This window comes from Klebsiella sp. GL120222-02 (assembly GCF_003097195.1).
Lineage (GTDB): Bacteria > Pseudomonadota > Gammaproteobacteria > Enterobacterales > Enterobacteriaceae > Klebsiella > Klebsiella variicola.
On sequence record NZ_QEQO01000001.1, the window covers coordinates 918,896 to 941,588 of the forward strand.

Annotated in this window: 20 protein-coding genes; 9 read left to right on the forward strand and 11 right to left on the reverse strand. The window is 61.3% G+C overall.

Translation table 11 applies throughout. The features are described 5' to 3' along the window. Positions 1-12: 12 nt before the first annotated feature. The 5 genes from argE to N438_RS04580 form a co-directional block, all read right to left on the reverse strand. Positions 13-1,170, reverse strand: a complete 1,158-nt coding sequence (gene argE, locus N438_RS04560; RefSeq protein WP_116696163.1) for an acetylornithine deacetylase — start codon at positions 1,168-1,170, stop codon at positions 13-15. Further along, a complete protein-coding gene (locus N438_RS04565; RefSeq protein WP_008805132.1) occupies positions 1,163-1,837 on the reverse strand; it encodes a DUF1028 domain-containing protein in 675 nt (224 codons plus the stop codon). Before N438_RS04565 ends, argE begins: the two co-directional genes overlap by 8 nt. After that, positions 1,834-2,268, reverse strand: a complete 435-nt coding sequence (locus N438_RS04570) for a RidA family protein (RefSeq protein ID WP_004190423.1) — start codon at positions 2,266-2,268, stop codon at positions 1,834-1,836. The genes N438_RS04565 and N438_RS04570 overlap by 4 nt, the downstream gene beginning before the upstream one ends. A gap of 24 nt (positions 2,269-2,292) precedes the next feature. Next, positions 2,293-3,552, reverse strand: a complete 1,260-nt coding sequence (locus N438_RS04575) for an NAD(P)/FAD-dependent oxidoreductase (protein WP_116696119.1) — start codon at positions 3,550-3,552, stop codon at positions 2,293-2,295. 168 nt (positions 3,553-3,720) lie between these two features. Then, positions 3,721-4,635: a LysR substrate-binding domain-containing protein gene (locus N438_RS04580; protein WP_004190428.1), complete on the reverse strand. Its 915-nt coding sequence runs from the start codon at positions 4,633-4,635 to the stop codon at positions 3,721-3,723. A 488-nt stretch (positions 4,636-5,123) separates the two neighbouring features. On the opposite strand from N438_RS04580, the gene N438_RS04585 reads away from it, so the two are divergent. From N438_RS04585 to N438_RS04600, 4 genes are read left to right on the forward strand one after another with little or no spacing between them, the layout of a single operon-like run. After that, positions 5,124-6,644 carry an amino acid ABC transporter permease/ATP-binding protein gene (locus tag N438_RS04585; protein WP_116696120.1) on the forward strand — a complete coding sequence of 507 codons (1,521 nt, stop codon included), beginning with the start codon at positions 5,124-5,126 and terminating at the stop codon, positions 6,642-6,644. Between the two features lie 26 nt (positions 6,645-6,670). Continuing rightward, entirely contained in the window at positions 6,671-7,543 is an 873-nt protein-coding gene (locus N438_RS04590; RefSeq protein ID WP_004224469.1) for a phytanoyl-CoA dioxygenase family protein, read from the forward strand. 23 nt (positions 7,544-7,566) lie between these two features. Beyond that, entirely contained in the window at positions 7,567-8,397 is an 831-nt protein-coding gene (locus tag N438_RS04595; protein ID WP_008805135.1) for an ABC transporter substrate-binding protein, read from the forward strand. 5 nt (positions 8,398-8,402) lie between these two features. Next, a complete protein-coding gene (locus tag N438_RS04600) occupies positions 8,403-9,134 on the forward strand; it encodes a class II aldolase and adducin N-terminal domain-containing protein (protein WP_012541943.1) in 732 nt (243 codons plus the stop codon). A gap of 17 nt (positions 9,135-9,151) precedes the next feature. Here the strand turns inward: N438_RS04600 and N438_RS04605 are convergent, their stop codons facing one another. Then, positions 9,152-10,042 (reverse strand): oxidoreductase, encoded by an 891-nt coding sequence (locus N438_RS04605; protein WP_109909989.1) that lies wholly within the window; start codon positions 10,040-10,042, stop codon positions 9,152-9,154. Positions 10,043-10,166: 124 nt separating this feature from the next. Then, on the reverse strand, positions 10,167-11,666 hold the full coding sequence (locus N438_RS04610) for an aldehyde dehydrogenase family protein (RefSeq protein WP_012541945.1): 1,500 nt from the start codon (positions 11,664-11,666) through the stop codon (positions 10,167-10,169). Positions 11,667-11,901: 235 nt separating this feature from the next. On the opposite strand from N438_RS04610, the gene feaR reads away from it, so the two are divergent. After that, positions 11,902-12,804, forward strand: coding sequence for a transcriptional regulator FeaR (gene feaR / locus N438_RS04615; protein ID WP_116696121.1), 903 nt, complete (start codon positions 11,902-11,904; stop codon positions 12,802-12,804). On the opposite strand, the gene N438_RS04620 is transcribed toward feaR, so the two are convergent. Genes N438_RS04620 through N438_RS04630 form a run of 3 tightly spaced genes read right to left on the reverse strand, consistent with a single transcriptional unit; the run spans position 12,805 to position 15,957 of the window. Continuing rightward, positions 12,805-13,128 (reverse strand): YdbL family protein, encoded by a 324-nt coding sequence (locus N438_RS04620; RefSeq protein WP_012541948.1) that lies wholly within the window; start codon positions 13,126-13,128, stop codon positions 12,805-12,807. 7 nt (positions 13,129-13,135) lie between these two features. Then, positions 13,136-13,321, reverse strand: a complete 186-nt coding sequence (locus N438_RS04625) for a YnbE family lipoprotein (protein ID WP_012541949.1) — start codon at positions 13,319-13,321, stop codon at positions 13,136-13,138. Continuing rightward, a complete protein-coding gene (locus N438_RS04630) occupies positions 13,318-15,957 on the reverse strand; it encodes a YdbH family protein (protein ID WP_032732892.1) in 2,640 nt (879 codons plus the stop codon). The genes N438_RS04625 and N438_RS04630 overlap by 4 nt, the downstream gene beginning before the upstream one ends. A 206-nt stretch (positions 15,958-16,163) precedes the next feature. On the opposite strand from N438_RS04630, the gene N438_RS04640 reads away from it, so the two are divergent. The 3 genes from N438_RS04640 to hslJ all read left to right on the forward strand — a co-directional run bounded on the left by N438_RS04640 (position 16,164) and on the right by hslJ (position 18,364). Beyond that, a complete protein-coding gene (locus tag N438_RS04640; RefSeq protein ID WP_004204015.1) occupies positions 16,164-16,664 on the forward strand; it encodes a DedA family protein in 501 nt (166 codons plus the stop codon). A gap of 147 nt (positions 16,665-16,811) precedes the next feature. Then, the gene (locus N438_RS04645) at positions 16,812-17,801 is read left to right on the forward strand and encodes a 2-hydroxyacid dehydrogenase (protein ID WP_008805143.1); all 990 of its coding nucleotides are present in this window, start codon (positions 16,812-16,814) and stop codon (positions 17,799-17,801) included. 122 nt (positions 17,802-17,923) lie between these two features. Then, positions 17,924-18,364 (forward strand): heat shock protein HslJ, encoded by a 441-nt coding sequence (gene hslJ, locus N438_RS04650; protein WP_008805144.1) that lies wholly within the window; start codon positions 17,924-17,926, stop codon positions 18,362-18,364. Between the two features lie 45 nt (positions 18,365-18,409). Here hslJ and N438_RS04655 read toward each other — a convergent pair whose 3' ends face one another. Beyond that, positions 18,410-18,673, reverse strand: coding sequence for a DUF333 domain-containing protein (locus N438_RS04655; RefSeq protein ID WP_008805145.1), 264 nt, complete (start codon positions 18,671-18,673; stop codon positions 18,410-18,412). Between the two features lie 362 nt (positions 18,674-19,035). On the opposite strand from N438_RS04655, the gene nifJ reads away from it, so the two are divergent. Further along, entirely contained in the window at positions 19,036-22,563 is a 3,528-nt protein-coding gene (nifJ, locus tag N438_RS04665) for a pyruvate:ferredoxin (flavodoxin) oxidoreductase (RefSeq protein ID WP_032730192.1), read from the forward strand. The last annotated feature ends 130 nt before the right edge of the window (positions 22,564-22,693 follow it).

The window sequence follows — 22,693 nt, forward strand, 5'->3', positions numbered from 1 at the left end:
TGTGTTGAGGGATCAGGTGAGCGGTTCCGCCGGTTCGGCACGCATCCACGCGCAAAGCTGTCGCAGCATCGTCATACAGCGCTCGGTCTGCGTGATGCTGATGTACTCATCGGCCTTATGGCCCTGGGCCATGCTGCCCGGTCCGCAGACCAGGGTCGCGACGCCCATCTCATCGAACAGCCCCCCTTCGGTGCCGAACGCCACGGTGGAGAAGCGATCGCTGCCGCACCACTGTGACAGCCAGCGGGCGAAGTCGGACTGCGGATCGCTGAGCAGCGGCGGATAGTGGCTTAACAGCTGGAACTGGATGTCGCTCCCGCTGCCTACCCGGCGCATCTCCGGCAGCAGCTGGCGGCGGGCGTAGGCCGCCAGCGCCTCGGTGACCGCTTCGGGACGCATCCCCGGCAGGTAGCGGATCTCAAAATCAAAGCGGCAGGACTGCGGAACAATATTCAGCGCGGCCCCACCCTGAATGGTGCCCACCTGCAGCGTGCTGAAGGGCGGCGAAAAGCGGCTGTCCTGCTGCCGGGCCAGACGCACGCCCAGCCGATCCAGGTGGTTGATCAGCCTGGCCGCGTAGCGGATGGCGTTCACCCCCTGCGGGGCATAGGCCGAATGGCAGGCCTGCCCCTCGATGCAGCAGCGCATGGCCAGTTTGCCTTTATGACCGAACACCGGCTGCATCTCTGTCGGCTCGCCGATGAGGCACAGCGCCGGTTTCTCCGGCGAGGCCTGCAGAAAATCCACCAGGCTGCGCACACCGAGACAGCCGACCTCTTCGTCATAGGAGAAGGCCAGATGCAGTGGCATGCGCAGCGGCGCCGCCAGAAAGTCATCCACTGCCGCCAGCACGCAGGCGAGAAACCCCTTCATATCGGCGCTGCCGCGGCCATAGTAGCGGCCATCGCGCTCGGTCAGGCTGAAAGGCGGAACGCTCCAGGCCTGGCCGTCCACCGGGACCACGTCGGTGTGGCCCGAGAGCATCACCCCACCGCCGCCGGACGGCCCCAGCCGGGCGTAGAGATTGGCCTTACCGCCCGACGGGTCATAAAAGCGGCGGGACGCCACGCCGCGGGCAGCGAGAAAATCGGCGATCCAGTCGATCATCGCCAGGTTCGAATGGCGGCTGGTGGTGTCAAAAGCCAGCAGCGCGGCGAGGATGTTATTCATCGCCGGGGACGCCATAGGCGGGCGCATCGCGAGGGTCGAGCGCCCGGGTAATATAGGCGTCCATTTGCGGCTCCCAGGCCAGCCACAGTTGCTCAAGGGCCGCCAGCGGATCCGTCTCCGCCCAGTCAATACGCAGATCGACCACCGGCCACGGGTAATCGTCCACCACCTTCACCGCCGCCGAGTGGACCGGGCCGGCCTCGCCCCCGGCGGCAATCCCCGCGCGCAGCCCGGCCAGCAGCCGGCTGGCCAGTTCACCGCTCGCCGTCTCGAAGGCGGCCACCATCGCGGCGATCACCTCGTGACTGGCCAGCATGTTGCCCGCCGCCACGCAGTTATCTCCCGCCAGGGTGCCACCGATCCCGAGAGTATGTTCTCCGCTGAACGCCGCCACTTCACCGTTGGCATCAATCGCCGCGACCTGGCGATATTCGCGGAAGCGGTCCTCCGCCAGGGCCAGGTTCAGAGCCTGCTCAACGGAGGCCCCCGCCTCAAGCGCACCAAGAATATGCGGCCCCAGCGACGGTAAGGTTATGTTCTGACTGGCGACTGCGCCGACGCCGGGCAATAGCCACGGACAGCGCGATCCCACGGCCATGCTCGACGAACTAATGGCAATGCCCAACTGACCTGATTCCGGGCAGCGGGCGCTAATAGAGAGAGTCATTCTGCTGCCTCCCCCTGCCAGTCGTCAGGGATCACCGCCGTAACGTCAATCTCCATCAGCCACTGCGGCTGCGCGAGGGCCGACACCACCACCCCGGTGGAGATGGGAAAGACGCCTTTTAACCATTTGCCCACCTCCTGATAGACCGGCTCGCGATAGCGGGGATCGATCAGATAAGTGGTGGTCTTGACGATATGCGAGAGGTCGCTTCCCGCCTCTTTCAGCAACTGTTCAACATTCTTCATCGCCTGCTCCGCCTGCGCCCGCGGGTCGCCGAGGCCAATCAGATTGCCGGCGAAATCGGTGCCAACCTGGCCGCGAACGTAGACGGTATTGCCGGCCCGCACCGCCTGGCACAGATCGTTGTTCAGCGCCTGGTTCGGGTAGGTCTCTTTGGTGTTAAACATGCGAATACGGGTATGAGTTGGCATCAAAGCACTCCTTAAGGAAAACGGTTAACAGGACGGCTGGTAACGCTGGTACTGGCGCTGAATGGCGATCTGATCGGCAATATATTTGGCATCGTGCCAGACGCCCCAGATAAAGGTGGACCCGCGCCGCGAGAGCCACGGCAGGCCGAGGAAATAGACGCCCGGCTCCGTCGATACGCCGCGGTGATGCTGTGGCCGCTGTGCGTCATCGAAGGCGTTGACCTTCAGCCAGCGATAGTCGGTGGTGTAGCCCGTCGCCCAGATGATGGTGCCGATCCCGGCCTCCGCCAGATTGAGACTGAGCAGCGGGTCGGTGACGCAGGCCGGATCGGGCAGAAATTCGCGGGCGGAGGGCTCTTCGGGCAGGTCCATGCCGTTGCGGGCCACCCACGCGTCCGCGGCGTCGAGCAGCGCAAGGTAGGAGGCATCGCCGCGGCGGATATTCTCCGCCAGGTCGTGGTGAAACAGTGCCTTGTCACCGTCAAAGCCACGGGTCTGCCCCACTAACGTGACTCCCTGATGCGCCAGCTGGCGAAAATCGACGGTATGGCCGCCGCGCGCGCCGCTCACCGCGATAGTGACATGCTCTTTACCCGGCGCATTGGCCGCGGCATCCCACATTCCCAGCACCCCGAGCCACCAGCAAAAATCGCGCTGACGATAGCGACGCGGCGGGCGGTCGTGCGCTCCCACCGACAGCCACACCGCGCGTCCGGCTCGCTGTAGCTCATCGGCAATCTGCACGCCGGAGGATCCTGCGCCAACCACCAGCACACCGCCCTCCGGTAGCTGCTGCGGGTTAAAATAGTGCGCGGAGTGGAGCTGCTGAATAGCCTGACTCTGCTGGGCGATGGCCGGGATCACTGGCCGCTGAAACGGCCCGGTGGCCGCCACAATCCGCTGCGCTTCAATCACCCCCTGCGAGGTGTCGATACGAAAGCCCGGCCGTCCGACGAGGCGTTCGGCGCTGAAAACCTCCACCCCGGTACGGATCGGCGCATTGAAGCTGCGGGCATAGGCGGCAAAATAGTCTGCCACCTGCTCTTTGCCGACAAAGCTGTCTGCCGGGCAGTCCGGGAACACCATGCCCGGGAACCGATCGTGCCAGGCCGGGCCGTTCGCGACCAGCGAATCCCAGCGTCCGCTGCGCCAGGCCTGGGCAATACCCTGCTTTTCCAGCACCAGGTGGGGGATATCCAGCCGGGTCAGATGCTCGCTCATGGCGACGCCCGCCTGCCCCGCGCCCACCACCAGGGTATCGATCTCGGTAATCTGTTCAGTCATTTCGCTATCCTTCAAGCACAGTTGCCGACGACGTCGCCGGAATTGACGGCTTTCAGGTTATTTAACTGTGACGAATTGGTAAAATATTATAAAACGATCGACTGAATAGAATTTTACGAGGCTGAGTGACGACAAAAAATAAGGCCTGCCGGATCGACAGGCGTTATTTCAGGCGTGAGTTGGGGTTAATTCGATGCTGCGACAATAATCCATAAACAGTTGCGTCGGCCGCGTGGGCTCATTATTCGCGAGATGCGCCATAATTAAGGTCGAGGCGGGCATCTCGTCGGCAATATCCCGCTGCACCACTCTTTCACCATCGTAGGTCATATCGCAGCAGGGCCGGGTGACCAGCACCGAAAAACCCAACCCCTGACCCACCATACAGCGCACCATTTCAATGGAGGGGGAACTGTAAGCCACTTCCGGGTGATAACCCTTTTCCTTAAAGATGGAGATAAAATAATTTTTACTGGGGACCGCATCGAGGAGGATCATCGGCTCGCGGCTCAGCTCCTGCAGCGTCACCTGCGCCTTCTGCGCCAGCGGATGCGCGGCGGGCAGCAGCGCGTAGGGTTTATGCGGGGCATTGAGCCGCTCTTTATTGATCGAATGGCCGAGCTCCAGATCGTAAACCAGCGCCAGGTCGAAGCGGCCGCGGTGCAGGCCATGCATCAGCTCATGCTGTTCGCCGTCGTACAGATGCAGGGTGATTTCCGGATAGCATTTCTTAAACCCGGCCACCAGCTTCGGCATATACAGCGGAGCCACCGATTCGAAGCAACCGATGGAGATCATGCCAGAAACCAGCTCTTTATCCGCTCGCGAATTCTGTTCGAACTCCCAGGACAGGCGCAGCAGCTCTTTCGCTTTATCGTAGATCCGCCGACCGCTGGAGGTGAGCGAAACGCCCTGCGCATGGTGGCGAATAAACAGCTGCTGGTCGAAGGTGCTCTCCAGATTCTTGATGGCAATCGAAATCGACGGCTGCGCAATGTGCAGCTGGCGGGAGGCCTCGGCGATACTCTCCGTCTCCACCACGGTGACGAAATATTTGAGCTGCTTCAGGGTAAATCGGTTCATAGCATCACCATTGATAAAATATGGTCCGGCGCACACGGGGAATAGTTTTCCTCTAAGTCCCAAGCAATCCGCGTGCCACCCCAGGAAAAGCGCGGCGCATTGCCCGACAAGGGGCGACAATATTTATTATTGCTCTACGCCCGCGTGGTTTATTTCCACCATTGCACCATCATGCGCCACGCTGCACGCCAGACTGGCAGCGTCTGCCCCAGTTTCGCGCAAAATAACCTGTCTGCTCAAAATAGCGTTATTGAATTACAGTCATTGTTTTTAAATTGTTTACGCAAAGTATCTTAACAATCACTTTAAATTCCATATCGTTAATATCGCTGTATAGTTTTTTTAAACTTAAAGGCCAAAAATTTACTAATTGCCTCTGAAAGCATCCTGCCAGCATAGTGTATTCGCACGATGAATACCGGTGGCTCCCCATTACGGCACAGCCGAGCCACTTTCATTTTTGATAATTATGACGAGTGAAATAGCCCATGACGTTTAACTGGAACTACATGTTAAGCCTGCTCAGCGATGCCGATTTTTGGTGGGCCACCTGGACCGTCATTAAATTAAGTCTGCTGACCTGGGGCTGCAGTATTGTGCTCGGATTTATTCTGGCGCTGGCCAAACAGTCGCCGCGCGGCTGGTTATCCACCCCAGCCCGGCTGTATATCTGGTTATTTCGCAGTATGCCGCTGCTGGTCCTGCTGATTTTTGTCTACAACATGCCGCAGGCGCTGCCCTCCTTCGCCCCGGTGCTGAACGATCCCTTCTGGGCCGGCCTGCTGGCGATGGTCCTCAGCGAAGCGGCTTATATCGCCGAGATCCACCGCGGCGGATTGCTCTCCATCCCTCGCGGGCAGAGCGAAGCCGCACGGGCCCTGGGGTTGCGCTACGCCGGGATCCAGTGGCGGGTGATCATCCCCCAGGCGCTGCGCGTCGCCCTGCCGGCGCTGGCCAATGAATATATCGCCATCGTGAAGCTCAGTTCGCTGGTGTCGGTGATCTCCCTGACCGAAATATTGATGGTCGGCCAGCAGCTCTACTCGCAGAACTTTCTGGTCATGGAGACGATGACGGCCGTGGCGTTTTATTACATCTTTATCGTCACGGTGTTCGATTTTCTGCTGAAACGGCTGGAGAACTACCTTGACGTGACCCAGCGCAATACCGCTCGTCCGGTAGATGCCGAGATGCAGCGGCTGGCCAGCGCCCGCCACCCGGCGATGGCGCGCAGCGTCGCCCAGAGTCATGAGCCGGCGCTGCAGGCCTCTAAGCTGCATAAGGCCTACAACAACGTCGAAGTGCTGGGGGCGGTGAGCCTGCAGATCCAGCCCGGCGAGGTGGTCTCGGTCATCGGTCCGTCAGGCTCGGGGAAAACCACCCTCATTCGCCTGCTGAACGGTCTTGAGCAGATCGATAACGGCGAAATTCAGATTAACGGCCAACCCTTTATTCACCTCGACCGTCAGGGGCAGCAGAAGCCGCGCTTTATGGAGAATGCCGAACATCGCCTGAACATCGGCATGGTGTTCCAGAGCTTTAACCTGTTCCCGCATCTGACCGTGTTCGGCAATCTGCTGCTGGCCCCGCGCTATCACCATCTGGCAAGTGACGCGGAGCTCCGCCAGCACGCCTGCGAACTGCTGCACAAAGTGGGCATGCTGGAGCACGCCTGGAAGTATCCGCACCAGCTCTCCGGCGGACAGCAGCAGCGGGTGGCGATCGCCCGCGCCCTGATGATGCGTCCGCAGATCATGCTGTTCGATGAGCCCACCTCGGCGCTGGATCCGGAAAAAGTGAATGAAGTGCTGCAGGTTATCGAATCCCTGGCCCACGAAGGCATCACCATGGTCATCGTCACCCACGAGATGAACTTCGCCTTCAAAGTGTCCGACCGGATCGTGTTTATGGAGAAAGGCCGGGTGGTGTGCGATGACACGCCGCAGGCGATGCGTAGCGGGCAACACCCGCGGGTCGAGGCCTTTCTCAAAGATGTTTCTCTGGCTTAACTATCGGAACGTGAAGAGGAAAAACTATGATTGCGCAGTGGCAAATTGATCAGTTTCATCAGCAGGGTTTTCTGGTGGTCGAAGAGGTGCTTTCCAGCGCCGACATCGCCGCCCTGCAGAGCGATTTCGACGGCTGGGTCGAGGAGAGCCGAGGTCACGCGACGGTGTGGGGAGAAACCCTCGACGGGCGGCCGCGCTTCGATATCGAGCGCGATCATGCTCCTGACCATCCGTCGCTGCGCCGGGTCGCCTCCCCGACGGAGATCTCCGAGGCCTATCGCCATACTGCGCTGAACTCGCGGATGGCGACCATCGCCGCGCAGCTGATCGGCGGCAGCGGCACCCGCTTTCATCACAGCAAAATTAACTCCAAGCTGCCGCACACCGCCACCGAGGTGAAATGGCATCAGGATTTCCTTTTCACCCCACACAGCAATGACGACATCATCACCGCCCTGCTGATGGTCAGCGAGGTGACGCCAGAGAATGGTCCGCTCAACGTGGTGCCGGGCAGTCATCAGGGGCCGCTGTGGTCCCACTGGCAGGAGGGGCGCTTCACGGGGGCGGTGGATGATGAGGTGGTGGCGACGCACTGCCAGCAGCCGCAGGCCTGTTTTGGCCCGGCGGGCTCAGTCTGCTTTATGCATACCCGCCTGCTGCACGCCTCCAGTCCCAACGAAACCGCCCTGCCGCGCACCCTGTTCATCAGCGTCTACGCCGCGGAGGATGCGCTACCCTACGGCGAAAACCCGCTGCCGAGCCGCCATGCCGGCCAACTGGTCGCGGGAGAAGAGAGCGGTCTGGTGCGCAGCACCAATAACCAGCTTCGTCTGCCGCAGAAGCCGCGCGGCGCTTCGTTTTTTGTTCAGCAGGCCGGCGCCGATCGCGCCAGCATGTAATTTGCCCACACTCCGGAGGTTTTATGACACGCATTTTCGCACCACGCCCGCTGACCCTGCTGCTCTGCGCAGCGGCTGCTCTGACATCCTTTAGCGCACTGGCCTTTCAGCAAAGCGGTAAGATCACCGCCGGTTCGGACATGACCTTTTTTCCTTACGAGTACATGGAAAACAATAAGCCAGCCGGTTTTGACATCGAGCTGCTCGATGGTCTGGCGAAGACTATGGGCCGTGAAGCAGTGAATATCGATACCCGCTTCCCCAACCTGATCCCCGGGCTGCAGGGTGGGCGCTTCGATATCACCAACTCGTCGATGTACATTACCGCCGAACGCCTGAAGGTGATCGATATGGTGCCGTACCTGAAAAGTGGGGAAGCGATCCTCGCCCGCAAAGGCGGCGACTACCAGCCTAAGACCCCGGAGGACTTCTGCGGGCATAAAATCGGCTCGATGGGCGCCACCTCGTGGCTGGCGCAATTGCAGAAGCTTTCCGCCGACTACTGCGTGAAGAAGGGGTTGAAGCCGATTGCGCTGAGCGTTTATACCACCGACCCGCAGACCACCCAGGCGCTGTTGTCGCGCGCGGTGGATGCGCAGATCACCGACGCCGCCGTGGCGCGCGGGGTGGTGGAAAAACTGGGTGACCGGGTGGTTATCTCCTCTGACACGCTGATCTATCCGGTGCTGAACGGCTTTGGCGTTAAAAAAGGCAATACTGAGGTGAAAACCGCCCTCGAAGAGGCGCTGAAAAAATACAGCGCGACGCCGGAATATGCCGCCCTGCTGAAGAAATATCACTTCCAGGCGCCGACGGCGGACGATCTGCAGACCCTGATGCCGAAAGCGGAGTAATGCCCATGCGCGATTCCGATGAAGAGCAGATCCGCATCGACCTGGCGGCCACCTTTCGCATCATTGCCCATCTTGGCATGCATGAGGCGGTGGCCAACCATTTCAGCGCCGCGCTCTCCGCCGACGGGAAAACGTTTTTACTCAACCCGAAGTGGAAACACTTTTCGCGCATCCGCGCCAGCGATCTGCTGGTGCTGAACGCCGATGATGAACGTTGCGCCGCGCGCCCTGACGTCGATGCCACCGCGTGGGCTATTCACGGGCAGATCCATCAGCGGCTCCCGGACGTGCGGGTGGTGCTGCATCTGCACCCGGTGTACACCACCAGCCTCGCCTGTCTGGCGACGCCGCAGATCCTGCCCATCGACCAGAACACGGCCCGCTATTTTAACCGGGTCGCCGTCGATACGCTGTACGGCGGGATGGCGGACAACGCGGCAGAAGGCGCCCGGCTGGCGGGCCTGCTGGCGGACAAACGCCGCCTGCTGATGGGGAATCACGGGGTGCTGGTGACCGCCCCGACCATCGGCGAGGCGTTCGATGATATCTGGACCCTGGAGCGCGCCTGTCAGATCCTGATCACCGCCTGGTCCACCGGCCAGCCGCTGAAGGTTCTGTCAGACGCGGTAGCGGAAAAAACGGCCCAGGACTGGGAGAAGATTGCCGATTTCTCGCGGCAGCATTTTGCCGAAATGAAGCAGTTAATGATCGACCTCGATCCCTCCCTGGTGGACTAACCCCGCGCCTGCCCGGGTCAGCCCGGGCCGTCGCTGGCTGCCGCCAGCAGCGGCACGATGGTATCGCTGAGCGGTGTCGGAATGCCGTGCTGACGCCCGCGACGCTGCACCACGCCGTTACGAATATCCCACTCCAGCGGTCGGCCATTCAGGCGATCGATCATAATAGAGGTGCTTAAGTCGGCAGGCGCCCGGTGAAAACCGGCGATAATCTCCTCCGGCACGCTGTCGCCCAGGGCGGCCCCTTCCGCCCGCGCCACCTGCAGACATTCGCGCAGATAAGCCAGTCCGAGGGCAGTAATGTCTTCCCGGGCAAACATCCCGGCGCGGCGTCCGGTCAGCACCATCAGTCCGGCGACGGCGTTCTGCAACAGTTTACGCCAGGCCACGGTGGTAAAATCCGCCGCCAGGTCCACCGCGCAGCGGGTCCCCGCCAGCGCCTGCTGCACTCGCTCTGCCCCCGGCAGATCCGGGAGGGTCAGGCGCGGTGTGGCGCGCAGCCAGACAGAGGCATCGGCATCGCGCTGCGCCGGAAACCAGACCACCGAGGGCAACACCGTCGCGCCGCCGGTCAAGGGAGCAAACTGCTGGCGCTGCTCGACGCCGTTTTGCAGCACGCACACCACGGTGTCCGCGGAACACAGGGCCGTCAGCCAGGGGGCGATGGCCTCCGTCTGGGTGGTTTTCACCGCGACAAACACCAGGTCGAAGGGGGCGGCTATCGCCGTTGGGTCGGTGTGCACCGGGCCGGGCACCACGATCTCGCCCTCGTCAGTGCGCAGCACCAACGCCGAATGGGCGGTACGCCCGCAGACCATCGGCGCCCTCCCCACCTCAAACAGGGCGGCGGCGATAGTCGTGCCGATGGCGCCGGGACCAATAAGTGCAACCTTAGGAAATGCTGTCATGCCGAAGACCTCCTGGTGATTCACCGCCCTGGTTGGGCAAAGATTGCCCTCCACAGTAGCGAGAAAGACCGGAGGTCGGCAAGCGGCGCGTCGGGAAAAGCCATTCGCTTTCCCCGACAGCGGTCTAGTAACGCACGCAGACGGATTTGGTTTCGCACCAGCCGTCGAGCCAGTCAGGGCCGAAATCGCGGCCGGTACCAGACTGCTTCATGCCGCCGAAAGGCAGGTTGGCGTCAATCAGAGTATGGCTGTTGACCCATACCGTTCCCGCCTGCAGACGGTCGGTGTAGTTCAGGGCCTGGGTTAGATCGCGGGTCCAGACGCTGGCGGTCAGACCAAAATCGCTGTCGTTGGCCAGACGCAGCGCCTCCTCGCCGTCGGCCACCCGCACCAGGTTCACCACCGGGCCAAATACCTCCTCACGGGTGAGGCGCAGTCCGGCGTCGGGGTTAACCACCAGCGTCGGCGGAATATAGTACCCCCCCGCATCCGGTCCGGCGCTGCCGCTGATGAGCTCTGCCTTCTGCTGGCGAGCCTCTTCGAGGTAGGCCGCCACCTTGTCGCAGTGGGCCCGGGAGACCACCGGGTTGATCTGCGCCGTCTCCTGCATCCCCGGCCCCACCTGCAGCGATTTCACCGCCTGCTCGAAACCGCTGACCAGGGTGTCAAACAGCGGCGCTTCGATGTAGATCCGCGAGCTGGCGGCGCAGACCTGTCCCTGATTGAGGAAGCTACCGGTCATCAGCCCCTCAATAACCCACTGGGGATCGGCATCTTTGAGCACAATCGCCGGGTTCTTGCCGCCCAGCTCCAGCGTCACGCGAGTCAGGCGGTCGGCGGCCACGCGGGCGATCTGTTTCCCGGTCGCCGTTGAGCCGGTAAAGCTGACCTTCGCTACCTGCGGATGGGCGGTCAGCGCCGCGCCGCAGCCGGCGCCGCTGCCGGTGACCACGTTGAATACCCCGTCAGGTATGCCCGCCAGGGTCGCCAGCTCCGCCACCCGCAGCAGGGTCAGCGGGGTGGTTTCAGAAGGTTTGATGACGATCGAACAGCCTGCCGCCAGGGCCGGCATGACCTTCCACATGCCGATCATCAGCGGGAAATTCCACGGGACGATGCCCGCCACCACCCCGACCGGCTCTTTTTTGGTCCACGCCTGGTAACGCGCCCCTTGCGGGAACGGGATCGACACGTCCAGCGTCCGGCCGCTGATCTTGGTGGTCAGCCCCGCGGTGTAGCGCATCCAGTTAAGGGTGCAGCCGACCTCAAAGGCGCGAGAGATCGCAATGGATTTGCCCTGCTCAAGGGTTTCCAGTTGCGCCAGCTCTTCGCCGTGCTGCTCCACCAGGTCGGCAAAACGCAGCAGGATGCGTTCACGGTCGGCCGGGGTGCGCCCGGCCCAGCGGCGATCGACAAAAGCGCGCCAGGCGGACATTACCGCCCGGTCAACATCCGCCGGGCTGGCGTCGGCGGTGGTGGCAATCGCCTGCCCGGTGGCCGGATCCCAGACGGTTAACCGGTTTTCGCTCTGCGCGGCGCAGGGAGCGCCGTCGATATACAGGCCATGCTGACGGTCTAAAAACTGCTGGACGCTGGCAAGCAGCGCTATCTGAGAGGTGGACATACCCTTTCCTTATTCTTCGCGGATAGTGCTTTCAGTCTATGTCCGGTTGGCGGCTGGCGCTTTTTTCTCTGTGACATTCGTTTGCGCCGCTGTGACAGTCGCCGCAAATCCGCGGCTTACCCTGGCAGAAATGTGCCGCAGGTAATAGTTCTTTCATATACCCGCCATCGCGGCCTTGCCTGAGGCGGCATAAATGCAACAATGCGGAAACATTGTTATTACAGGAGAAGGGCGAATGATGACCACGGCAGAGGGGGGGCTGGCGTACCAGCGCTGGCTGGCGACGATCAATCAGGTCTGCGGCCATTTCGCCGCCCGGCCGCTGGAGGGGCGCTTCCACGGCGAGATTGACGCCCGCTACGCTGGTAACCTCAAGGTCAGCACGGTCACCGCCGCCGGGGTTAATCTCTACCGCACACACAATGAGATAAAACGCGATAACGACGCCTGGTTCTACACCGTATTTCAGCTTGCCGGCGAAGCCATCATCGAACAGGACGAGCGCCAGGTGACGCTGGCGGCAGGCGATATCACGTTAATCGACGCCGCCCGCCCCTGCTCGATTGTCTGGCAGCAGACCTCGCGTCAGGCCTCCCTGCTGCTGCCGCGCCAGCGGGTGGCGCCCACAGGCGACATCGCCACCGCCTGCCGGCTGGACAAATCCCTGCCAATGGTGCAGCTCAGCCAGCGATTGTTGCTGGAAAGCATGGGCGGCACGACACTCTCCGCCAGCGAGAGTGAAGCGGCGCTGGAGGCGATCGCCTGCCTGTTGCGCCCGGTGCTGCATCAGCGCAAGCCTGCCCCTTCCCGGCGGGAAAAGCAGTTTCAGAAGATTATTGCCTTAATCGATGCGTCCATTCAGTCGGAGCATTTGCGCCCGGAGTGGCTGGCCAGCGAGACGGGGATGTCGGTACGCAGCCTGTACCGGTTGTTTGCCGACAAAGGGCTGGTGGTGGCGCAGTATATTAAGAACCGGCGGTTGGATCTGTGCGCCCGGGCGCTACAGAACGCCCATGACGACGAAAAGCTGGCGGGGATCGGCTACCGCTGGGGCTTCAGCGACCACAGCCATTTCTCCACCGCCTTTAAGCAGCGCTTTGGCGTCTCGCCGGGCGAATACCGCAAGCGCTGCCGCTGATCATTTACGCCGCCACTGGCCGTTCAGCCCCTGGACGTACTCCCCGGGCTGAGCCCGGGCCACCAGCTTCTGCCCGGCCATTTTCGCCACTTCATCTACCGGCAGATTGTTGTCATCCGCCAGCTGCTGGTAGCTTTCGCTGCGCGCGGCATTGATCTGCTTCACCAGCGCTAAGGTCTCTTTATCCTGGCGCAGCGGCGCCAGATAGCCGTTCAGCGTTTCCCCCACCCGCCCCTGCTGCCGCGCTTCGCTCAGGGTCAACGCCAGCGCGGGCGCGCTGAGTAAGGTCAGCGCCAGCGCTGCGCTTAACAGTCGTTTTCTCATCGTCGCCTCAGAACAGATCGCTGCGGGATTTCAGCAGATTTTCCACATCCTTATCGACCTTGATATGGATCTCATGCTCAATTTTGACATTCATATTAATGGTGATGGGCTCTTTCGATGCCGCAATTTCGATACGCGGCGTACAGCCGGCGAGCAGCATCGGCGCCACCATGGCCAGTAGCAACTTCTTCATTTAGGTTCCTTACATGTCTTACCGTCCGTACAGTGCCGCACGGGCAGCATGGCATTCTGTTCGAGCCACGCCTGTAAATTGTCGCCGAAGCGTAAACTGCGCCACAGGTCGAAAATATTCTCTTCATGAGCGTAGTTTAAATGCACGGTACTGCTTTTCCCGTCCACCCGGCTGGTACCGTTGATGGTGGCCTTAAGCGTCAATACGCCCAGATTGTCGAGGTTAATCCGCGTCCACGAGCGGGAGATCTCCATATAGCGCAGCCAGTTAATCGCCGCCCCGGCGGAGACATTGTCCGCCACCAGCGCATCGGCAGTGTCTTTATCCAGCCGCAGGGTCATCGGCCCGTCATTACGCAGCCAGCCGTCGTGGATGATCCATTGGTTGTTTTCCAGCCACAGCGGCAGCGCGCCGCTCACCGCCCCGGACATGGCGAACTGCTTCACCTTGACGGCGCTGGTGAGTTCGCTGCTGGAGATATGCTGCAGGCGGATCAGCGCCGGGTCGCGCTGCGGCATGCGCAGCTGCAGCAGCGTCAGCTTACCGCCTAACAGATCGACGCTGACGTCGCTGAGCTGCAGCGGATTGGCCTCACTCCACGGCCAGGTGCCCTGCAGGTCCGCCGTCAGATTGCGCGCGGTAACCTGGTTGACGATTTCGCCAATACGCAGGGAGACCGGACGACGGGTGCCCAGCTGCCAGTGGCCGTCGCTGAAACGGAATGGCAGCACGAAGTCGACACCGTTAATCTGGTTATCCGGCATCCAGGCGCTGCCGCCCTTCAGCACGCCGTGGCCGCCCGCCTCAAATCCCTGCCCGGCTGCCGCCGAAAAGGCCACCTGCGCATAGAGACTCCCTTCCCGCAGGTTCATCTTCCAGTCCGGTGGCACCAGCGGCTGGAACACCGTCAGCGACTGTTTTGGCCACCACGCCTGGCCGCGCAGCCGTTCGCCATCCCAGCGCCCGGTCAGCCGCACCGGGCCAATGGTATCGGCGTGCAGGGCGCCGGTGAACTGGAACCACGTCGGGTCCCGGCCGTCGAGGGCAAATTTCAGCGTTGACGCCGGGAGATAGCTGCCGCCGGAGAAGGTGGTTTTGGCCGCGTCCAGCGACAGCGCGCCGGTCAGCCGCGGGTGCTGGGCATCACGCAGCCAGCGGATCGGCTGCTCGAGCGTCAGACGCGGCGTACTGACCCGCATCGTGCCGTACTCGAGCTTATCGAAGCCGGTGGAGAGGCTGCTCAGGGTAATAGCATTGTCGCGCCACTCCCCGCTGCCCTTCACATCCCAGCGCGCCTGCATCGGGGTGAAGTGTCCCTCACCCCAGTAGCGCCATTGCCAGCGGCCGCTGTCGGGCAGAAAATCGCTCGCCTGACCGTCCAGATGCAGCGTAAAGTCGCCCATCTGCTGCTCATGGGCGCGGAGGATCGCCTGCAGGCGGCCATCGACGCCCTGCTGGGTCACTTTCACCCCAGCCAGCGGCCAGCGAATTTCATCAATATTCAGCGCATCGATCACTCGTCCGCGCGAACGCAGCAGCGCCCCGGGATGAAACGCCAGCTGCGGGCTGACCAGCGACCCGCTGAGCTGCGCCGGCAGCGCCGCGTAGAAGATCATCTCCCCCAGCTTGGCCTCGCCGGTGAGCCGCAGCGGCATGTCGCTGTTATCCATGCTTAGCTTGCCCGGACCGATATTCAGCACCGCGTTGCCTTTGCCGGCATGCCCCTCGGTGAGGACATTTAAGCGACCGCTGACGGTCATCTGCTCGGTCCCCTGCTGCCAGTTACCCACCGACAATGCGACGCGCCCGCTGAGCGGATAGTTCTGGTAGCGGGTGCGCCAGCGGCCGTCGCTGATGGTGATCCGCTCCGGGGTGATCTCCCACGGCAGGTCCAGGATCGGCTCTACCTCGCCGCGCGGCGTCACCAGCAGCTGGCCGCGATTGTGCTGCCACTCGAGCTCGGCATCGATCCATTCCGCGGTTTGTGGAAATTCAAAGGTGCCCTGCATCTGGCCGTCGACCGGCAGACCATCCGGTACCAGCGGCAGGTGGAAGGTTCCCACCAGCTTCACCGGCGGCTGATCGTCAGTCAGCCGGGCGCTGAACTGGCTGACGGTGAGGGCCTGGCCGCGCAGGCGCGCCTGCAGACTCAGTTCCTTACCGGCAAAGCCGATGTCCTGCTGCGCTGGCGTCAACGACATCACCAGCCGCCCCTGCCATTTCTCCCACGGCGACAGCCGCAGGTTATCAATCGTTAACCAACTGTAGGGCAACATCGATTGCCATTCGGCGAGGGTGCGCGGCGATCCCGGCGTGGGCTCGCTGGCCGGCAGTTTGCTCAGACAAGCGCTGTTGATGTCCAGCTGGCCAATATGCAGCCGCCAGCGGCTGGGACGCGAAAGGCGGGTATCGGTCACCCGGGCGAGTTCACAGTCGCCCACCAGATAGCGCAGATCGGGGATCAGCAGAGCCGACCGCGTCAGACGCGGGCTCTCCTGCAACGAGATACGAGTGCCCACAGGCAGCCAGATGCCCGCCAGCGTCGGCACCCAGTGGGTCAGCGTCAACAGCAGCGTTAGCGGCAATAACACCAGCACTAACACCAGCGCGATGGCGGCTTTATATTTACCCTTCATGGGCAGTTAATATCCTGATTCAACATAAGTAAAAGCCGAATGGCGCCCATTGTGACACGTTCGACCAGTGAGTGAAAGTTTGCGACCTGTTAAAGCATAGTTGCCAGCCGGACTCGCGGCGCGGCGATCGGCCGTCATCATTTAGCTTTTGTTTAAGCAGCGCCTGCCACACTCCAGCCAGACAGAAATGGCTTGCGGGAGAAACCGTGTCGTTAATTATCTCGCTCATTGAGAGCGCACAGGGCCACTATCCATTGGTATTACTAATGGTTTTCCTGCTTACCTTCACTAAATCCTGCGCGCTGGTGTCGCTGGCGATCCCGGGCACCTCCGGTCTGCTGCTGTTGGGGACATTCGCTTCCGCCAGCCTCGGTCATTTCCTGTTAATGTGGTCCAGCGCCAGCCTCGGCGCCATCGGCGGATTCTGGCTCTCGTGGTGGTTAGGCGTTCGCTATCGTCACCGCCTCACACAGTTACGCTGGCTCACCGCCGAGCGGCTGGCCCGCAGCCGACTCTTTTTTCAGCGCCGCGGGCTGTGGGCGGTCTTTTTCAGTCGCTTCCTCTCTCCCCTGCGCGCCACCCTGCCCCTGGTCAGCGGCGCCAGCGGCCTGCCGCTGTGGTCGTTTCAGCTGGCTAACGTCAGCTCCGGTCTGCTGTGGCCGTTTCTGCTGCTCTCCCCCGGCGCTTTAAGCCTCAGTTTGTGGTGAAAAAACTTTGTCTTTCAAAGAGATTCCGCAAATCCGCGATATGCTCTAGAATTAGCATAAGCACCTTACACTTAAACTATTTTTTAATAATTGTACGATTATTTTAAATATGCTACCGTGACGTTATAATCACTGGAGAAAAGTCTTATGAAAATCGCGGTTTACAGTACGAAGCAGTACGATAAAAAGTACCTGCAGCACGTGAATGATACCTACGGCTTTGAACTGGAATTCTTCGACTTCCTGCTGACAGCGAAGACCGCCAAAACCGCCAACGGTTGCGAAGCGGTGTGTATCTTCGTCAATGACGACGGCAGCCGCCCGGTGCTGGAAGAGCTGAAGGCCCACGGCGTGAAGTATATCGCTCTGCGCTGCGCCGGATTTAACAACGTCGACCTCGAGGCGGCAAAGGAGCTTGGCCTGCGCGTGGTCCGCGTCCCGGCGTACTCGCCGGAAGCCGTCGCTGAGCATGCGATCGGTATGATGATGTCGCTCAACCGTCGCATCCACCGTGCCTATCAGCGTACCCGTGATGCCAACTTCTCCCTCGAAGGCCTCACCGGTTTCACCATGTACGGTAAAACCGCCGGGGTGATCGGCACCGGGAAAATTGGCGTGGCGATGCTGCGGATCCTCAAAGGTTTCGGCATGCGCCTGCTGGCGTTCGACCCGTACCCAAGCGCCGCCGCGCTGGAGCTGGGGGTGGAATATGTCGACCTCGCTACACTGTACAAGGAGTCGGACGTGATCTCCCTGCACTGCCCGCTGACCGACGAAAACTACCATCTGCTCAATCGCGAGGCGTTTGACCAGATGAAGGACGGGGTGATGGTGATTAACACCAGCCGCGGCGCGCTGATCGACTCCCAGGCGGCCATCGACGCCCTGAAGCACCAGAAAATTGGCGCGCTGGGGCTGGATGTTTATGAGAACGAACGCGATCTGTTCTTTGAAGACAAATCCAACGATGTGATCCAGGACGACGTTTTCCGCCGCCTCTCCGCCTGTCACAACGTGCTGTTCACCGGCCACCAGGCGTTCCTCACCGCTGAGGCGCTGATCAGCATTTCGGAGACCACCCTGGGCAACCTGCAGCAGGTCGCCAACGGCGAAACCTGCCCGAACGCCATCGTCTGATTCCTTTCCCTTTTGTGCTCCTCTCCCGGGGGGAGCACATTCAGATAATCCCCACAGATCCCCGCTGCGATACCGTTACACTGGCTTGGTTTTATTAGAAATGTGAATGTTTTGGAGTGAAAATGAACAAATTGGCGGCGCTACTGGCGGCAGGTATGCTGTTGTCCGGCTGTGTCTATAACAGTAAGGTGTCCACCGGCGCGGAACAGCTGCAGCATCATCGCTTCGTGCTGACCAGCGTCAACGGCCAGGCGGTCAACGCCGGCGACCGGCCGCTGGAGCTGAGCTTCGGCGAGAAGATGGCTATTACGGGCAAGATGTATGTTTCGGGCAATATGTGCAACGGTTTTAGCGGGGAAGGCAAGGTGTCGGACGGCGAGCTGAAGGTGAAGTCGCTGGCGATGACCCGGATGCTGTGCCACGATGCCCAGCTTAATACCCTTGACGCGACGATCGGCAAGATGTTGCGCGAAGGCGCGCAGGTCGATCTGACGGAAAACCAGTTGACGCTGGCGACCGCCGACCAGACGCTGGTCTATAAGCTCGCCGACCTGATGCACTAGCCGGCCTTGAGGTGCCGCTGACGCTGCCCCGCGACGGGGCCGCCGTTAGTAGCCGCAGCTGCCGCCCGCCAGCGCCTGCTCGCTGCAGCGTTTGCCGTTCGGCAGCGCGCACATGCCAATCGCCGAACCATCGAGCTGACGAGCCACCGATAACGAGCCGCCTATCATGGCGCAGTTGGCCTGACCGGCGTCGCTCATCGCCGCCCGCATGCCTGGCGTGACGTGCGCCGCCGTGGCCTGCTGAACGGGTTCACTACTGCACGCCGACAGCAACAGCGCCGCACAACCTACTAATATCGCAGCTCGCATTCTCTCTCCCCTCGGAAACGTCTTAAAAAAGCAAACCCCAGAATAATAGGCAGCGTGGCGGGCGGCGTCGAGGGGGGAAGTACGTATTTATGCGCCTCATTAACATTTTCTAGCAAATTTTCGCCGAAAGCTTGATCTGCTCCGGCCTGGTCGCCGGGCGCACGTGATTCGACACTCGGCAGGAAGCCATTTTCTCCGCGAACCATGCAAAATATTGATCTGGTCACGGGTGGCCGGCGCATTGAGGACACAAATGCAAAAATGGCCGCGCCAACGGTTTGCTAAACTACCCCTTATATAATTACAGGGCGCGTCGCGGTTTCACGTGTCCATTCTTTTGCGCAATGTAAGGGTGTCTTCATATGATTACGATTGATGGTAATGGCGCGGTCGCTTCCGTCGCGTTTCGCACCAGTGAAGTTATCGCCATCTACCCGATCACGCCCAGTTCAACGATGGCGGAACAGGCCGACGCCTGGGCCGGCAATGGGCTGAAAAACGTCTGGGGCGATGTTCCCCGCGTGGTCGAAATGCAGTCGGAGGCAGGCGCCATTGGCGCCGTACATGGCGCGCTGCAGACCGGCGCCCTCTCCACCTCCTTTACCTCATCGCAGGGTCTGCTGCTGATGATCCCCACGCTGTACAAACTGGCCGGCCAGCTGATGCCGTTTGTGCTGCACGTCGCCGCCCGCACCGTCGCCACCCACGCGCTATCGATCTTCGGCGATCATTCCGACGTCATGGCCGTGCGGCAGACCGGTTGCGCCATGCTGTGCGCCAGCAGCGTCCAGGAGGCGCAGGATTTTGCGCTGATCTCGCATATCGCCACCCTGCAAAGCCGGGTGCCGTTTATTCATTTCTTTGATGGTTTCCGCACCTCGCACGAAATCAACAAAATCGCCCCGCTGGCGGATGACACCATTCGCGCCCTGCTACCGCAGGATAAAATCGCCGAGCATCGCCAGCGCGCGCTCAATCCGGAACACCCGGTGATCCGCGGAACCTCGGCCAACCCCGACACGTACTTCCAGTCCCGGGAGGCCACCAATCCGTGGTACGACGCGGTCTATGACCATGTTGAGACGGCGATGAACGACTTCGCCGCCGCCACCGGCCGTCAGTACAAACCGTTTGAGTTTTACGGCCACCCGCAGGCAGAGCGCGTGATCGTCATTATGGGTTCGGCCATCGGTACCTGCGAAGAGGTGGTTGATGAACTGCTGAGCCGCGGCGAGAAAGTCGGCGTGCTGAAAGTGCGCCTCTATCGCCCGTTCTCCGCCGCTCACCTGCTGGCAGCGCTGCCGGAAAGCGCCCGGGCGGTAGCGGTGCTCGATCGCACCAAAGAGCCTGGCGCGCTTGCCGAGCCGCTGTATCTAGATGTGATGACCGCCCTGGCGGAAGCCTTTAACCGCGGCGAGCGCGAGACGCTGCCGCGCACCATCGGCGGCCGCTATGGCCTCTCCTCCAAGGAGTTCGGCCCGGAATGCGTGCTGGCGGTATTTAGTGAACTGCAGTCCGCTCAGCCGAAGCCACGCTTTACCGTCGGTATCTATGATGACGTGACCAATCTGTCACTGCCGCTGGGAGAAAATACCCTGCCAGCAGAGGCCAAGCTCGAGGCCCTGTTCTACGGTCTCGGCAGCGATGGCAGCGTGTCAGCCACCAAAAACAACATCAAAATCATCGGCAACTCGACCCCGTGGTTCTCACAGGGCTATTTTGTCTATGACTCGAAGAAAGCGGGCGGCCTCACCGTCTCGCATCTGCGCGTCAGCGAAAAACCGATTCGTTCTTCGTATCTGATTTCGCAGGCTGATTTCGTCGGCTGCCACCAGCTACAGTTTATCGATAAATACCAGATGGCCGAGCGGCTGAAGCCCGGCGGTATTTTCCTGCTCAACACGCCGTACAGCGCCGATGAGGTCTGGTCTCGCCTGCCGCAGGAAGTCCAGGCCACCCTGAATCAGAAAAAAGCGCGTTTTTACGTGGTCAACGCGGCGAAAATCGCCCGCGAGTGCAGCCTCGGCGCGCGCATTAATACCGTGATGCAGATGGCGTTCTTCCATCTCACCCGCATCCTGCCGGGCGACAGCGCGCTGGCGGAACTGCAGGCAGCCATCGCCAAAAGCTACAGCAGCAAAGGCCAGGAGCTGGTGGAACGCAACTGGCAGGCGCTGGCCCTGGCCCGGGAATCGCTGGCGGAAGTGCCGCTCCAGCCAGTGAACGCCAGCAGTCCGAACCGCCCGCCGGTGGTCTCCGACGCCGCGCCGGATTTCGTCAAAACGGTCACCGCCGCGATGCTGGCCGGCCTCGGCGATGCGCTGCCGGTCTCCGCCCTGCCGCCGGACGGCACCTGGCCCATGGGCACCACGCGCTGGGAGAAACGCAATATCGCCGAAGAGATCCCCATCTGGAAGGAAGCGCTGTGTACGCAGTGCAACCACTGCGTCGCCGCCTGCCCGCACTCGGCGATCCGCGCCAAAGTGGTCGCGCCGGAAGAGATGGAGAACGCCCCTGCCAGTCTGCACTCGCTGGACGTCAAATCCCGCGATATGCGCGGACAAAAATACGTTCTGCAGGTCGCCCCGGAAGACTGCACCGGCTGCAACCTGTGCGTTGAAGTGTGCCCGGCGAAAGATCGCCAGAACCCGGAGATCAAGGCTATCAATATGATGTCGCGCCTGGAGCATGTGGAAGAGGAGAAGGTCAATTACGATTACTTCCTCAACCTGCCGGAAATCGACCGCACAAAACTGGAGCGGATAGATATTCGCACCTCGCAGCTGATCAGCCCGCTGTTTGAATACTCCGGTGCCTGCTCCGGCTGTGGCGAAACGCCGTATATCAAACTGCTGACCCAGCTGTACGGCGATCGGATGTTGATTGCCAATGCTACCGGCTGCTCCTCCATTTACGGCGGCAACCTGCCCTCGACGCCGTATACGACCGACGCCAACGGCCGCGGCCCGGCATGGGCCAACTCGCTGTTTGAGGATAACGCTGAATTCGGGCTCGGCTTCCGCTTAACCGTCGACCAGCACCGTCAGCGCGTGATGCGCCTGCTGAGCGAATTTGCCGACAAACTGCCGGCAGAGTTGAACGCGGCGCTGCATGCCGAGGCGACGCCGGAAGTACGCCGCGAACAGGTGGCGGCCCTGCGCCAGGCGCTGGCCGGCGTGGACGGCGCTGAAGAGCTGCTGACCGATGCTGACGCGCTGGTGGAGAAATCCGTCTGGCTGATCGGTGGCGACGGCTGGGCCTACGATATTGGCTTCGGCGGTCTGGATCATGTGCTGAGCCTGACGGAAAACGTCAACATTCTGGTGCTGGATACCCAGTGTTACTCCAACACCGGCGGCCAGGCGTCAAAAGCCACCCCGCTGGGGGCGGTCACTAAGTTTGGCGAACACGGTAAACGCAAGGCGCGCAAAGATCTGGGCGTCAGCATGATGATGTACGGTCATGTCTATGTGGCGCAGATTTCGCTGGGCGCGCAGCTGAACCAGACGGTGAAAGCGATTCAGGAAGCGGAAGCCTATCCGGGACCGTCGCTGATCATCGCCTACAGTCCTTGCGAAGAGCACGGCTACGATCTGGCGCTCAGCCACGATCAGATGCGTCAGCTGACCGCCACTGGATTCTGGCCGCTCTACCGCTTCGACCCGCGTCGCGCTGACGAAGGCAAACTGCCGCTGGCGCTGGATTCTCGTCCGCCGTCCGACGCGCTGGCCGAGACGCTGCTCAACGAGCAACGCTTCCGTCGCCTGAACGCCCAGCAGCCGGAGGTGGCGGAGCAGTTGTGGAAAGACGCCGCCGCCGATCTGCAGAAACGGTATGACTTCCTCGCCCAGCTGGCCGGCAAAGCGGAGAAATCACCGAGCGAAGGCTAAGGTTATTTTCCATCCTGCAGCCATAAAAAAAGCCCGAACATGTTGTTCGGGCTTGTCGTTTTACCGATAAACAAAATCATTCCGCAGAATGAGACGGCAACAATAAATAATTGGCATGACAATAAAGGCA

What these genes read in the sequence shown, in the direction of transcription:
- argE (WP_116696163.1), bottom strand. Translation starts at nt 1,170, where the DNA reads ATGAATAACATCCTCGCCGCGCTGCTGGCTTTTGACACCACCAGCCGC.
- N438_RS04565 (WP_008805132.1), bottom strand. Translation starts at nt 1,837, where the DNA reads ATGACTCTCTCTATTAGCGCCCGCTGCCCGGAATCAGGTCAGTTGGGC.
- N438_RS04570 (WP_004190423.1), bottom strand. Translation starts at nt 2,268, where the DNA reads ATGCCAACTCATACCCGTATTCGCATGTTTAACACCAAAGAGACCTAC.
- N438_RS04575 (WP_116696119.1), bottom strand. Translation starts at nt 3,552, where the DNA reads ATGACTGAACAGATTACCGAGATCGATACCCTGGTGGTGGGCGCGGGG.
- N438_RS04580 (WP_004190428.1), bottom strand. Translation starts at nt 4,635, where the DNA reads ATGAACCGATTTACCCTGAAGCAGCTCAAATATTTCGTCACCGTGGTG.
- N438_RS04585 (WP_116696120.1), top strand. Translation starts at nt 5,124, where the DNA reads ATGACGTTTAACTGGAACTACATGTTAAGCCTGCTCAGCGATGCCGAT.
- N438_RS04590 (WP_004224469.1), top strand. Translation starts at nt 6,671, where the DNA reads ATGATTGCGCAGTGGCAAATTGATCAGTTTCATCAGCAGGGTTTTCTG.
- N438_RS04595 (WP_008805135.1), top strand. Translation starts at nt 7,567, where the DNA reads ATGACACGCATTTTCGCACCACGCCCGCTGACCCTGCTGCTCTGCGCA.
- N438_RS04600 (WP_012541943.1), top strand. Translation starts at nt 8,403, where the DNA reads ATGCGCGATTCCGATGAAGAGCAGATCCGCATCGACCTGGCGGCCACC.
- N438_RS04605 (WP_109909989.1), bottom strand. Translation starts at nt 10,042, where the DNA reads ATGACAGCATTTCCTAAGGTTGCACTTATTGGTCCCGGCGCCATCGGC.
- N438_RS04610 (WP_012541945.1), bottom strand. Translation starts at nt 11,666, where the DNA reads ATGTCCACCTCTCAGATAGCGCTGCTTGCCAGCGTCCAGCAGTTTTTA.
- feaR (WP_116696121.1), top strand. Translation starts at nt 11,902, where the DNA reads ATGATGACCACGGCAGAGGGGGGGCTGGCGTACCAGCGCTGGCTGGCG.
- N438_RS04620 (WP_012541948.1), bottom strand. Translation starts at nt 13,128, where the DNA reads ATGAGAAAACGACTGTTAAGCGCAGCGCTGGCGCTGACCTTACTCAGC.
- N438_RS04625 (WP_012541949.1), bottom strand. Translation starts at nt 13,321, where the DNA reads ATGAAGAAGTTGCTACTGGCCATGGTGGCGCCGATGCTGCTCGCCGGC.
- N438_RS04630 (WP_032732892.1), bottom strand. Translation starts at nt 15,957, where the DNA reads ATGAAGGGTAAATATAAAGCCGCCATCGCGCTGGTGTTAGTGCTGGTG.
- N438_RS04645 (WP_008805143.1), top strand. Translation starts at nt 16,812, where the DNA reads ATGAAAATCGCGGTTTACAGTACGAAGCAGTACGATAAAAAGTACCTG.
- hslJ (WP_008805144.1), top strand. Translation starts at nt 17,924, where the DNA reads ATGAACAAATTGGCGGCGCTACTGGCGGCAGGTATGCTGTTGTCCGGC.
- N438_RS04655 (WP_008805145.1), bottom strand. Translation starts at nt 18,673, where the DNA reads ATGCGAGCTGCGATATTAGTAGGTTGTGCGGCGCTGTTGCTGTCGGCG.
- nifJ (WP_032730192.1), top strand. Translation starts at nt 19,036, where the DNA reads ATGATTACGATTGATGGTAATGGCGCGGTCGCTTCCGTCGCGTTTCGC.